The sequence below is a fragment of the Promicromonospora sp. Marseille-Q5078 genome (assembly GCF_050315395.1).
Lineage (GTDB): Bacteria > Actinomycetota > Actinomycetes > Actinomycetales > Cellulomonadaceae > Isoptericola.
This window is the reverse complement of record NZ_JBNPQG010000001.1, coordinates 200,968-213,656: the sequence shown is the minus strand read 5'-3', so window position 1 is coordinate 213,656 and position 12,689 is coordinate 200,968. Positions and strand designations below refer to the sequence as shown.

Sequence of the window (12,689 nt, the reverse complement as noted above, 5' to 3'; positions counted from 1 at the left end):
CCTCAGCCGGCGGTCAGCAGGTAGTCGTCGGCGTCGTCGTCCCACGCGAGGGCGACGGCGCCGGCGGCCTGCGCCCCCTTGGCGAACTGCAGGAAGCCGCGGTAGCCGAGCGCCTTCTCGGAGAAGTCCGGGCGGCGCTTGCGCACCTCGTTCTTCAGCCCGGACAGCGGTGCGGTGCCGCCCGCGTCCTGCACCACCGTGCGCAGCAGGCCGAACGCGCCCTCCGTGTCCTGCTGCTCCGGCAGCGCCACCTCCGGGTCGCCGGTCGACGGTCCCGGCGACAGCACGACGAACCCGCGGTCGGCCAGGAAGCGCAGGAACTCGCCGAACGTGCGGAAGCCGTAGTCGGACTCGCTGAACGTGGGGTCCTTGCGCACCAGCGTGCGCTTCAGCATCGACGCGGTGATCGAGCCGCTGGTGGAGGCCTGCAGGTCGGCGAGGGTCTGCGCCACCCTGACCTCCATCGTCGCGTCCTCCCCGGGCGCGGCGGCCTCGTCCTGCTCGAGGTCGGTCTCGACCACGGTCTCGACGGCGGGCTCCGCCGCGGGCTCGGCGGCGGCGTCCGCGGCGGGCGCCTTCTTGCGGCGGCGCGTGCCCGACGCCGCGGGGGCGGGCTCCTCGACGGGCTCGGGGGTCTCGGCGGGCTCGGGCGGCGTCTCGACCGGTGCGGGGGTCTTCGCGCGGCCGCCGCGGCCGCTGCCGGACCGCCCGGCGCCCTTGCCCGCGCCCCGCCCGGACCGCTTCGGCGCGGGCGCCTCCGACTCGTCGGGCACGTCGACGCCCTCGAGCCGGTCGTAGAAGAGGAACTCGTCGCAGGCCGACGGCAGCAGGCGCGACGTGGAGTTCTCGACGCCGACGCCGATGACGCGCTTGTCGAGCTCGCGCAGCTTGTGGACCAGCGGGGAGAAGTCGGAGTCGCCCGTGCACATGACGAACGTGGTGATGTACTCGCGCTCGAACGCCATCTCGATGGCGTCCACCACCATCTTGATGTCGGCGGCGTTCTTGCGGGACGCGCCCATCCGCTGGGTCATCTCGATCAGCTCGACCTGGTGGCGGGTGAGCATGCGCCGGTCCTCGTCGAAGTACGACCAGTCCGCGTACGCGCGGCGCACCACCACGCGGCCGCGCACCGCGAGCGCGTCCGCGATCGGCTTGAAGTCGAACTGCATCCCGCCCAGGTGGTCCCGAGCGCCGAGCGCCAGGTTCTCGTAGTCGAGGAAGACGGCGAGGCGCTCTTCGGTGTCCATGCTCGTCACCCTACGGCGCGCCGAGGGGGCCGCGCGCCCGCTGCCTCAGCGCCCGGTCGGGCCGGTCGGCCCGGTCGACCCGGTCGGCACCGGCTCGTGCGCGACAGATTTTTCACCCCCTATCCTTGTCGGGCCCCGCAACGACGCGACGCCTTGGAGGCTCACCTTGTCAGCACATTCCGGAGCCGCCACGGCGACGGACGACTCCGTCCCCGACCCCTCGCTCCCCCCGACGGCCGTCCCGGCCGAGGACCTCGTCCCGCGCTGGACCTGGCAGAAGGTCGTGCTCTGGGCGGCGATCGCGCTGCTCGGCGGCGTCGCGTGGGTCATGATCGCGCTGGTCCGCGGCGAGACGATCAACGCCATCTGGTTCGTCTTCGCGTCGGTCTGCACGTACCTCATCGGGTACCGCTTCTACTCGAAGGTGATCGAGCGGTACATCACGCGCCCCGACGACAAGCGCGCCACCCCCGCCGAGACGCGCGAGGACGGCAAGGACTTCGTCCCGACCGACCGCCGCGTGCTGTTCGGCCACCACTTCGCCGCGATCGCCGGCGCCGGCCCGCTGGTCGGCCCCGTCCTCGCGGCGCAGATGGGGTACCTGCCGGGCACGATCTGGATCATCGTCGGCGTGGTGCTCGCGGGCGCCGTGCAGGACTACACGGTGCTGTTCTTCTCCATGCGCCGCGGCGGCCGCACCATCGGCCAGATGGCGCGCGAGGAGCTGGGCCGGATCGGCGGCGCGGCCGCGATCGTCGCGTCCCTGCTGATCATGGTCATCATCGTGGCGATCCTCGCCCTCGTGGTGGTCAACGCCCTCGGCGAGAGCCCGTGGGGCGTGTTCAGCGTCTCCATGACCATCCCCATCGCCCTGTTCATGGGCGTGTACCTGCGCTACCTGCGCCCCGGGAAGATCACCGAGGTCTCGCTCATCGGTTTCGCGCTGCTGCTCGCCGCGATCATCGGCGGCGGCTGGGTGGCCGACACCACGTGGGGCGCCGAGCTCTTCCACCTCGACCGCACCACCATCGCCGTCGGCATCATCGTCTACGGCTTCGTGGCCGCCGTGCTGCCGGTGTGGCTGCTGCTCGCCCCGCGCGACTACCTGTCCACCTTCATGAAGGTGGGCGTCATCCTGGTGCTCGCGGGCGCCGTCGTCATCGTGCGTCCCGAGATCTCCGTGCCGGCGGTCAGCGAGTTCGCGAGCGGTGAGACCGGCCCCGTGGTGGCCGGCAGCCTCTGGCCGTTCCTGTTCGTGACGATCGCCTGCGGTGCGCTGTCCGGGTTCCACGCGCTCATCGCGTCGGGCACGACGCCGAAGCTCGTGGAGAAGGAGCGGCAGACCCGCTTCATCGGGTACGGCGGCATGCTCATGGAGTCGTTCGTCGCGATCATGGCGCTGGTCGCCGCGATCTCGATCGACCGCGGCGTGTACTTCGCGATGAACTCCTCGGCGGCCGCCACCGGCGGCACGATCGAGGGCGCGGTGGCGTTCGTGAACTCGCTCGGCCTCGCCGGCGTCAACCTCACGCCCGACATGCTCAGCACCCTGGCCAGCCAGGTGGGCGAGCCGTCGATCGTGTCCCGCACGGGTGGCGCCCCGACGCTCGCGCTCGGGCTGGCGCACATCATGCACCAGCTGGTGGGCGGCACCGCGATGATGGGCTTCTGGTACCACTTCGCGATCATGTTCGAGGCGCTGTTCATCCTCACCGCCGTCGACGCCGGCACCCGCGTGGCCCGGTTCATGCTGCAGGACACCATCGGCAACGTCGCACCCCGGTTCAAGGACATGAGCTGGCGACCAGGGGTCTGGGTCTGCACCGCGATCATGGTCGCCGGGTGGGGCAGCATCCTCTACCTCGGCGTCACCGACCCGCTCGGCGGCATCAACACGTTCTTCCCGCTGTTCGGCATCGCGAACCAGCTGCTGGCCGCGATCGCGCTCGCCGTCGTGCTCGCCATCGTCGCCAAGCGCGGCCGCCGGTACTGGGCGTGGCTCTGGATCGTGGCGGTGCCCCTGGCGTTCACCGCGCTCATCACCATCTGGGCGTCGTTCGAGAAGATCTTCTCGGACGTGCCCGCGGTCGGGTACTGGGCGCAGCACCGCGCCTTCAAGGACGCGCTCGCCGCCGGGGAGACGTCGTTCGGCACCGCGCCCGACGTCGCCGCGATGGAGGCCGTGGTCCGCAACACCTTCGTGCAGGGCACGCTGTCGATCATCTTCGTGGTGCTGTCGATCGTCGTGATCCTCGCGTCGCTGGTCGTGACCCTCAAGGCGTTCCGCTCCGGCGGCGGCGAGAACCACGAGGACCCGCCCGTCGCGTCGCGTCGCTTCGCCCCCGCGAGCCTGTTCGCGACGTCGGAGGAGAAGCGCATCGAGAAGCAGTGGGCGGACGCCGGGCTGACGGAGTCGAGCGGTGCCGGGCACCGCTGACGCCCGCGCCACGGGGTCGCTGCCGCGCGACGCCGCCCGGGGGATCGCCCGGGCGGCGTCGGCGGGGTGGACGAGCCTGCGCTGGTACGTGCGGCAGGTGATGGGCGACGACGCCTACGCGACGTACGTCGCGCACGAGCGGTCCGCCCACCCCGACCGCGAGCCCCTCGGCGAGCGGGCGTTCTGGCGGGAGCACTACGCGGAGCAGGACAGGAACCCCGGGTCGCGCTGCTGCTGACCACCGGTGGAACTCCCCCGGTGGCCGGGGGATGCTTCTGCGATGGGCCCCCAGGCGCACGACATCCGCGAGCTCTCCGTCGTCGCGCCATGAACCCGGTCACCGTCGAGCTCCTGTGGCTCGGGTACGAGGACACGACCGGGCTCTGGGAGGTGCCCTGGGGCGCGGCGGGCGACGAGCGGGCGGGCAGCGGGTGGCGCGCCGACCTCGTCGTCGAGCTGGTGCGCTCCGGGCTCATCGAGGTGGTCGTCGCGCCGGTCTCGCGCGACGCCGAGGCGTCCCGCCGCCTCTCGCCGGACGAGGCCCGGGAGGCGCTCCAGGACCCCTTGGCCTGGCTCGGCCCGGGCGACGTCGACACCGGCGCGGACCTCCTCCGCTACCGGACGACGGACGCCGGGTTCGCGGCGTACCGCGCCGCGACGGGCTGGACGGACCCGGCCGACACCGGCGAAGGGACCGCATGACGCCGCCCGATGACCTGGGGTGATGGGCAGTTCTCCCCGTGGTGCATCAGGGGTGGGCCTGGTTACTCTCTTGCGGGCGGAGGGGGTGAGGTCCGGTGGCGGATCTTCGGGTGGACCTGGACGCGGTGACGGAGCTGGGGTCGAGCCTGTCGCGGGTGGCGGACGAGTTCGAGAACGCGACGACGCGCTCGGACCGGATCGCGGACGCGGTGGGGCACGAGGGTCTGGCGGGCGCGGTGCGTGACTTCGCGAGCTCGTGGGACGACACGCGGGAGAAGATGACGGGGAACCTGCGGCTCCTCGCGGACGCGTCGGTGCAGGTGGCGCAGGCGTTCACGGATATCGACTCGGACCTGGCGGACGGGATCAGTGGTGAGGGGCAGCCCGCGCCGTCCTCCCGGGCGAGCGGTCGGGGGCCGGTGTGAGGCCGGCGGACTGGTCGCCGGTCGGGCTGGACTCCGACCCGACGCCGGGGGACCCGGTGCTGGTGCTGGCGGGCGGGCAGGACTACCTGGAGGTCGCGGGGTCGATCGACGACGCCGCGGGCGCGATGTCGCGTCTGGATGTGGCGGGGACGGTCTCCCAGGCGGTGGACGCGTTGATGGAGACCAAGGAGGACACGGTCTCGCAGATTCGGCGGGCGCACAGCCGGTATCAGGCCACGGGGGACGCGCTGGTGGACTACGCGCACACCCTGGAGCGCGTGCAGTCCGAGACGTTGGCGGCTTTGGAGCGGGCGCGGGCGGCGAAGGACGCGGCGGACTCCGCGGCCGGGTCGCGGGACCGGTTCCAGGACCTGGCCGACGGCGCGACCGATGCGGAGAGCAAGCGGGAGTACCAGCAGCAGGCCGACGCCGCGGGGGGGAACGCGGACGACGCGCACGGGCAGGCCGCGGCCGCCCGCTCGGACATCGAGTCGTCGGTGTCGGACCGGGACCGGGCCGCGGGTGATGCGGTGTCCCGGATCGAGGACATCACTTCCGGGGATGACCTGAACGACTCGTGGTGGGACGACTGGGGCTCCAAGGTGGTGGCCGCGATCGCGGACATCGCGGACATGATCTCCACGATCGCGGGGCTGCTGGCGATCGTGGTCGCGTTCATCCCGGTGGTCGGCACCGCGCTGGCCGGGGTGCTGATCGTGGTCGCCGCCGTGGCCGCGATCGTGTCCGCGTTGGCGAACATCACCCTGGCGGCGACCGGGGAGCGGTCGTGGGCGGAGGCGGGGATCGCGATCGCCGGGGCCGCGCTGTCGGTGATCGGGCTGGGTGGGGCGGCGAAGGCCGCGACCGGGTTGTCGAAGGCCGCGGTCAAGCAGGGCACGAAGACCGGCCTGAAGTCCGGGGCGAAGAAGGCGTGGTGCAAGGTCGGGTTCGGCACCTGCTTCACCGCCGGCACCCTGATCCGCACGGTCGATGGTGACCGCCCGATCGAGGACATCAGGGCCGGGGACAAGGTCTGGGCCCACGACCTCGCGACCGGCCATGACGAGCTGCAGCTGGTCATGGAGACGTTCGTGCGCACCACGACCACGCTGTTCCACCTGACCATCGGCGGGCAGGTCGTGACGACCACCGACGAGCACCCGTTCATGGTCGCGAACATGGGCTGGATCCTCGCCCGGGACCTGCAGCCCGGCGACCTCCTCGTCACCAGTGACACCACCGGCGCCGGGACGGTCACCCTCGACCGCATCGACATCGAGCACCGCGACCCAGACGACGCGGTCACGGTCTACAACGTCCACGTCGAGACCCACCACAACTACTACGTCCTCGCCGGCGACCTGCCCGTCCTGGTCCACAACGCCGGCGGCCACAGCGGCGCGGGTCGCTACGGCGACGGGTCACATTTTCCCGACCGTCCGCTCCCGCGTGACGCTCAAGGGCGGAACATCCCAGATTCCCCCTATCCGCACACCCAGCTCGGCCGAGGTCGCAAGGGCACGTATCCGGCGGCTCGCGAGTTCGGCGAGGACGGCCAGGTCGTCCGTGACGTTCACTGGACCGATCATGGCCGGCCGGGCCAGCACACCAATCCTCATCAGCATCGATACACCCCGAACGAGACGGGTGGTACGCCGAGGCGCGGTGGCGCCGAGCCCGTGGAGGACTCATGACCCTGAAGTGGACGGCGCGAGATCTCGAGGACGACTACGCCGAACAGCTGACGAGCGCGCTCGAACGTGAGCAGGCGAGCTCTCTCTCCTGGTACCTGCGCGACGTGGAACTTGTGGGGCACGGCCTCCGCGGCATGACGGTCCTCGAGCTCGAGGACGCGGTGGCCGACTCACACCACGGCCTGCAGATCTCGTGGGACGAGCTCGTCGAGCTGGTTCGCCAGGCGGAGGACGTTCACGACCTCGTGGCGACCGGTCACCGAACACCCGTCGAGGCCACGATCGATCCAGCTCCCGGGGTCTATCCCGGATGCGTTGCTGTCGTCGAGATCTTCGACAGCAGCACATACCGTGTCGGGTGGGACGCCGAAGCGGCAGCCGGCATCGAGGGCTGAGGTCACACGGCTGCGCCACGTCGCCACCCCGACGAGGTCATCGACTTCTTGAGGAGCAACCCGTGAAGGGCGCATTCATCGTGTCCACCGACGACGACCTGTACGCGCAGGTCGAGCGCGCCTTGGTCGAACGGGGCGGACGGGCGACGGCGGATCGAGTCGTGCAGGTCGCTGACGACGACGGTGTGCTGTTCACCGTGTTCGGGGACCTCGAGGACGGGTTCGTCGACGATCTCGCTGCCGGTGCCGACGAGACGCGGGGTGAGTTCACCGACGTCCCCGAGCTGTCGCCGTCCGCCACGTGCTGGGCGGAGTGCAGCTCCGCAGAGGCCTTCGTCACGTGGCTCACGGTCGTCGCCGACGCCCGTGCCGGGGCGACCTGGGTGCTGGACGGCGACGGGGTGCTCTGGACCTCCCCGGCCCTCGACCCCGCCGGGCTCCGCCTCTGACGCCGCAGGAACTTCACGGGAGCGTTCTGAGCATGGAATCCACTGACCGATCCACCGTCGACTCCACGCTGAGCGCGCTGGCCAACGGCTCGCTCGCCCCGGACCAGGCGGCCGACTGGGCCATGACCACCCTGCGCGAGACGGACGACGACGAGGACGTCGACGACGCCGTGATGGATGCCCTCGACAGGCTCTCCGGTGCGGACCTTCTGTCGGGTCCCGGGACGTATCTGCACGGGACGGCGGACTTCCGGACCTGGCTCAGCGAGTTCCGCGCCGCGGCGTCCTGACCTGCGCACGCTCGTCTCGGACGCCATCCCTCCTGGTACCTGCGCTCACGACCTCGTGGCGACCGGTCACCGCAAACCCGCCGAGGCCACGATCGATCCAGCTCCTGGGGTCTACCCGGATGCGTTGCTGTCGTCGAGATCTTCGACAGCAGCACCTACCGTGTCGGGTGGGACGCCGAGGCGGCACCCGGCGTCGAGGGCTGAGGTCACACGGCTGAGCCACGTCGCCACCATGGACGACGCGATCGCCCGAGGCGGTCACGTCGACATCCCACCCGAGGAGGATGACGTGCTCGCGATCGTGTTCGAGACGTTCGGCGGCCCGGAGGTGCTGCACCCGGCCGAGGTGCCCGCGCCCGAACCAGGTCCGCGGCAGGTGCGCGTCCGCGTGGAGGCGGCCGCCGTCAACGGTTGGGACACGACGCTCCGCGCGGCGCCTGTCCCGGGCATGCGCCCGCCCGCGTTCCCGGTCGTGCCGGGGCTGGAGGTCGCGGGGGTCGTCGACGCGCTCGGCGCGGAGGTGACGGGCGTGGCGCCGGGCGACCGCGTGGTGGGCTTCACCGGCCACGGGTACGCCGAGCTCGCGCTCACCACCGTCTTCGCCCGCGTCCCGGAGGGCCTGGCCTCGACCGACGCCGTCACGCTCCCCGTCGCGGCGGAGGCCGCGCAGCGCGCGCTGCGCCGGCTCGGCGTCGCCGCGGGAGACACGCTGCTCGTGCACGGGGCGTCGGGGTCGGTCGGCGAGCTGGCGACCCAGCTCGCGGTGCGCCGCGGCGCGCGGGTGATCGGGACGGCCTCGGCGCGGAACCAGGACCGGGTCGCCGCGCTCGGCGCGACCCCCACGACGTATGGCGCGGGCCTGGTCGAGCGCGTGCGCGCGCTGGCCCCCGACGGGGTGGACGCCGTCCTCGACACCACCGGCGCGGGCGTGCTGCCCGACTCGATCGCGCTGCGCGGCGGCACCGACCGGATCCTCACCATCGCGGACGACGACGCGGACGAGCTCGGCGTGGAGTTCAGCTCGCGGTCCGAGCGGGACGCCGGCGAGCTCGCCGACGCGGTCGCGGCGATGGCCCGCGGCGACCTCACGACCACCGTCGCCGCGGTGTTCCCGCTGGCCGACGCACCGCGCGCGCATGCCCTCGTCGAGACGGGACACCCCGGCGGCAAGGTTGTCCTGGTGCCCTGAGCAGGGCGTTCGCCCCGGGCGTGTCTCAGCAGGCGGTCGCATCCTCGCCCGCATGGCGGATGGTGCGTACGATCGAGGTCCAGCCATCCAGAGCGGCCGAGAGTCCTGGCTCGTCGACGCCGCAGCAACCCGTTCTCCGACGGAAGCCTCCCGAGGACGAAGGTGCTCACGCCAGGATCGATGGAGTGACGCATGGTCGCAGAGGCATCTCTTCCGCCCACCCCGGCGCAGCCGGCACGCCCGACGGTCTCGTTCGAGCTGATGCCGCCGCGCCGGCCCGACGCCGCGCCCAAGTTCTGGGAGACGGCGCGCCGCCTGGTCGCGACGCACCCGGACTTCGTGTCCGTCACGTACGGCGCCGGCGGGGGTGACCGGGCGACCGCACGCCAGGTCGTGGCCGGGCTGCTCGAGGGCACGCCCGTCCTGCCGGTGGCCCACCTGACCTGCGTGGGCGCGTCCCGCGAGGACGTGTCCGCCGTCATCGACGACTTCCTCACCGCCGGCACGCGGGCCTTCCTCGCGCTGCGCGGCGACCCGCCCAAGGACCAGCCGGACTGGCGGCCCGCCGCGGACGGCGTCGAGTCGTCGATCGAGCTCGTGCACCTGCTGCGCGAGGTCGAGGCGCGACGCTGCGCGCACGACGCGAGCACCGCCCTGCGCGGGGCCGCGCGCCCGATGACGATCGCCGTCGCGACGTTCGTCGACGGCAACGTGCAGGCGGGCACCACCCGGTCGCAGGAGGTCCGGCGCCTCCTGGAGAAGCAGCAGGCGGGGGCGAGCTTCGCCATCACGCAGCTGTTCTACGAGGCCGACTCCTACACCGACTTCGTCACCGAGGCCCGCGCGGCCGGGGTGACGATCCCGATCCTCGCCGGGCAGCTGCCCACGACCGAGCCGCGCCGGCTCCGTCGCGTCGAGGAGCTCACCGGCGTCCGCGCGCCCCGGCACCTGCTGGACGCGCTCGACGCCCTGCCGGACCCGGAGGCCCAGCACGCCTACGGGACGGCGCGCGCCGTGGAGCTCGCCCAGCGCGTGCTCGACGCGGGCGCCCCCGGCATCCACGTGTACACGTTCAACAAGTACCGTCCCGCTCTGGACCTGCTCGAGGGTGTCCACCTCGGCGGACCGGTGTCGTCCGACCAGCCGTCGGACCGCACGGACCTGGCCAGAAGGCCGTGGGTACCGAGCATCCCGACCCAGGCTCCCGCTGTCTGACCGGAGCCCGACCTCTGGAGTGCTCATGTCCACCACCCCCACCCCCGCGTTCCGCGGCGGCACGATCCTCGGCTACCCGCGCATCGGCCGGCGCCGCGAGCTCAAGAAGGCCGTCGAGTCGTTCTGGGCCGGGCGCACCGACGCCGTCGACCTCGAGGTCACGGCCGGCGCGCTGCGCCGGGAGACCGCCCGCCGCCTCACGTCCCTGGGCCTGGACCCCGACGACGGGTCCGTGCCCGGCGCGTTCTCCTACTACGACCAGGTGCTCGACGTCGTCGCGCTGCTGGGCGCCGTCCCGGAGCGGTTCCGCGACCTGCTCGACGACGAGGACGGCTCGCTCGAGCTCGACGGCTACTTCACCGTGGCCCGCGGCCGCGGCGAGGACGCGCCGCTCGAGATGACCAAGTGGTTCGACACGAACTACCACTACCTGGTCCCCGAGATCAGCGAGACGACGCCGGTCTCGTTCGCCGACCATCGCGTCGTGCGCGAGTACGCCGAGGCCAAGGAGGCCGGCGTCACGACGCGCCCCGTGCTCGTCGGCCCGGTGACGTTCCTCGCGCTGTCGAAGGCGGCCTCCGAGGCGGGCGACGGCTTCCGGCCGCTCGACCGGCTCGACGACGTCGTCGCCGCGTACGCCGACCTGCTGCGCGCGCTGGCCGCCGTCGGCGCGCCGTGGGTGCAGCTCGACGAGCCCGCCCTCGTGTCCGACTCGGTCGACGTCCCCGTCGAGGTGCTGGACGCGGCGGTCGAGCGGGCCTACCGCGCCCTCGCGACCGAGCTCGCGGTCGGCACGGACGACGTCGAGGGCGAGCGCCCGCGCCTCCTCGTCACCGCGCCGTACGGCGACCTGCGCGCCGGCTCCACCGACCGGCTCGCCCTGCTCGCGGGCACCGACGTCGACGCGATCGCGATCGACCTGGTCAAGGGCGCGGCACCCGTCGGCCCGGTGCCGGGCCTGGAGAGCACGACCCTCGTCGCGGGCGTCGTGGACGGCCACGGCGTGTGGCGCGCCGACCTCGCGGCGCGGCTCGACGCGCTCGACGGCCTCGCCGCGTCGGGCGCGGGGTCGCTCGCCGTCGGGACGTCGACGTCGCTGCTGCACGTGCCGCACGACGTCGAGGACGAGACCTGGGAGGGCGCGGCCGCCGAGCGCGCCGGCCGCACGCCCGGCCTGCGCCGCTGGCTCGCGTTCGCCGACCAGAAGGTGCGCGAGGTCGCGACCCTCGCCCGCGGGCTGGCCGACGGCCGCGACGCCGTGGCGGCCGAGCTGGCCGAGGCCTCCGACGCGCTGGCGGACCGTGCGGCGGCGCCGGGCGTCGTCGTGCCGACGGTGCGCGAGCGCCTCGCCGGCCTCGACGACGCGGACTTCTCCCGCGGTGCCCACGACGAGCGCGTCACCGCCCAGCGGGCGCGGCTCGCCCTGCCCCCGCTGCCGACCACGACGATCGGCTCGTTCCCGCAGACCCCGGAGATCCGCACGGCGCGCGCCGCGTGGGCGAAGGGCGAGCTGGACGACGCCGCGTACACGACGGCGATGCGGGCCGAGGTGGAGCGGGTCGTGCGCCTCCAGGAGGACCTCGGCCTCGACGTCCTCGTGCACGGCGAGCCGGAGCGCAACGACATGGTCCAGTACTTCGCGGAGCTGCTCGACGGCTTCGCGACCACCGACCTGGGCTGGGTGCAGTCGTACGGGTCGCGGTGCGTGCGCCCGCCGATCCTGTGGGGCGACGTCAGCCGCCCGGAGGCGATGACGGTGCCGTGGGCGGCGTACGCCCAGTCGCTCACCCCGGCGCCGGTGAAGGGCATGCTCACCGGACCGGTGACGATCCTCGCGTGGTCGTTCGTGCGCGACGACCAGCCCCTCGCCGACACCGCGAACCAGGTGGCCCTCGCCCTGCGGGACGAGGTGGCCGACCTCGAGGCCGCCGGGATCGCCGTCGTGCAGGTGGACGAGCCCGCGCTGCGCGAGCTGCTCCCGCTGCGCCGCGCCGACCAGGAGGCGTACCTGCGCTGGTCGGTCGGGTCGTTCCGGCTGGCCACGGCCGGCGCGGCCCCGGCCACGCAGGTGCACACGCACCTGTGCTACTCGGAGTTCGGCGAGGTCGTCGGCGCCATCGACGGCCTCGACGCCGACGTGACGTCGCTCGAGGCCGCCCGCTCGCGCATGGAGATCGTGCCCGAGCTGTCCGACGCCGGGTACTCCCGCGGCATCGGGCCGGGCGTCTACGACATCCACTCCCCCCGCGTGCCCTCCGCCGAGGAGGTCACCGAGCTGCTGCAGCTCGCGGTGAAGTCGATCGACCCGGCGCTGGTGTGGGTCAACCCCGACTGCGGGCTCAAGACCCGCCGCTACGCGGAGGTCGAGCCGGCGCTGGCGCACCTGGTCGCCGCCGCCCGCGAGGTGCGCGCCACCCTCTGACCGGCGCCGTCGCCCGGGTGACGAATTTCTCGTCGACCCGGGCGACGGTCCCGTGCCACCATGGACGGGCCGGTCGTGCCCCGGAGGCACGAGCGGACCAAGACCTTTCAGGTGAGTTCACGAGCGAGGAGCGAGCGATGCCGGGCGTCGCAGGGAGCGGGGTGGGCCACCAGGCCTGCTCGGGCAGTCGCGCCTGCCCCGTCGTCGTCCCCCGCTGATCC

Annotated in this window: 12 protein-coding genes and 1 riboswitch; of the genes, 11 read left to right on the top strand and 1 reads right to left on the bottom strand. The window is 73.0% G+C overall.

Translation table 11 applies throughout. The annotated features are described in order from the left end of the window. Positions 1–2: 2 nt before the first annotated feature. The gene (locus ACQFYA_RS00965) at positions 3–1,250 is read right to left on the bottom strand and encodes an NYN domain-containing protein (RefSeq protein ID WP_499120652.1); all 1,248 of its coding nucleotides are present in this window, start codon (positions 1,248–1,250) and stop codon (positions 3–5) included. 166 nt (positions 1,251–1,416) lie between these two features. On the opposite strand from ACQFYA_RS00965, the gene ACQFYA_RS00960 reads away from it, so the two are divergent. The 11 genes from ACQFYA_RS00960 to metE all read left to right on the top strand — a co-directional run bounded on the left by ACQFYA_RS00960 (position 1,417) and on the right by metE (position 12,468). Next, positions 1,417–3,687: a carbon starvation CstA family protein gene (locus ACQFYA_RS00960; protein WP_499120650.1), complete on the top strand. Its 2,271-nt coding sequence runs from the start codon at positions 1,417–1,419 to the stop codon at positions 3,685–3,687. After that, positions 3,671–3,925: a YbdD/YjiX family protein gene (locus ACQFYA_RS00955; protein ID WP_499120649.1), complete on the top strand. Its 255-nt coding sequence runs from the start codon at positions 3,671–3,673 to the stop codon at positions 3,923–3,925. The genes ACQFYA_RS00960 and ACQFYA_RS00955 overlap by 17 nt, the downstream gene beginning before the upstream one ends. Before the next feature lie 89 nt (positions 3,926–4,014). Next, positions 4,015–4,389: a hypothetical protein gene (locus ACQFYA_RS00950; protein WP_499120647.1), complete on the top strand. Its 375-nt coding sequence runs from the start codon at positions 4,015–4,017 to the stop codon at positions 4,387–4,389. Between the two features lie 95 nt (positions 4,390–4,484). Continuing rightward, positions 4,485–4,814 (top strand): DUF6317 family protein, encoded by a 330-nt coding sequence (locus ACQFYA_RS00945; RefSeq protein ID WP_499120645.1) that lies wholly within the window; start codon positions 4,485–4,487, stop codon positions 4,812–4,814. After that, complete coding sequence (locus tag ACQFYA_RS00940; protein WP_499120643.1) at positions 4,811–6,508, top strand: polymorphic toxin-type HINT domain-containing protein; 1,698 nt, start codon at positions 4,811–4,813, stop codon at positions 6,506–6,508. Before ACQFYA_RS00945 ends, ACQFYA_RS00940 begins: the two co-directional genes overlap by 4 nt. Next, positions 6,505–6,903, top strand: coding sequence for a hypothetical protein (locus ACQFYA_RS00935; RefSeq protein WP_499120641.1), 399 nt, complete (start codon positions 6,505–6,507; stop codon positions 6,901–6,903). Before ACQFYA_RS00940 ends, ACQFYA_RS00935 begins: the two co-directional genes overlap by 4 nt. A gap of 62 nt (positions 6,904–6,965) precedes the next feature. Beyond that, complete coding sequence (locus ACQFYA_RS00930) at positions 6,966–7,352, top strand: hypothetical protein (protein ID WP_499120639.1); 387 nt, start codon at positions 6,966–6,968, stop codon at positions 7,350–7,352. A 32-nt stretch (positions 7,353–7,384) separates the two neighbouring features. Further along, positions 7,385–7,642 carry a YxzC family protein gene (locus ACQFYA_RS00925; RefSeq protein ID WP_499120637.1) on the top strand — a complete coding sequence of 86 codons (258 nt, stop codon included), beginning with the start codon at positions 7,385–7,387 and terminating at the stop codon, positions 7,640–7,642. A 289-nt stretch (positions 7,643–7,931) separates the two neighbouring features. Further along, entirely contained in the window at positions 7,932–8,831 is a 900-nt protein-coding gene (locus tag ACQFYA_RS00920) for an NADP-dependent oxidoreductase (RefSeq protein ID WP_499120635.1), read from the top strand. An 80-nt stretch (positions 8,832–8,911) separates the two neighbouring features. Beyond that, a riboswitch (SAM riboswitch) is annotated at positions 8,912–9,018 on the top strand. A gap of 5 nt (positions 9,019–9,023) precedes the next feature. Further along, entirely contained in the window at positions 9,024–10,046 is a 1,023-nt protein-coding gene (locus ACQFYA_RS00915; RefSeq protein WP_499120634.1) for a methylenetetrahydrofolate reductase, read from the top strand. A gap of 25 nt (positions 10,047–10,071) precedes the next feature. Continuing rightward, the gene (metE, locus tag ACQFYA_RS00910) at positions 10,072–12,468 is read left to right on the top strand and encodes a 5-methyltetrahydropteroyltriglutamate--homocysteine S-methyltransferase (protein WP_499120632.1); all 2,397 of its coding nucleotides are present in this window, start codon (positions 10,072–10,074) and stop codon (positions 12,466–12,468) included. The last annotated feature ends 221 nt before the right edge of the window (positions 12,469–12,689 follow it).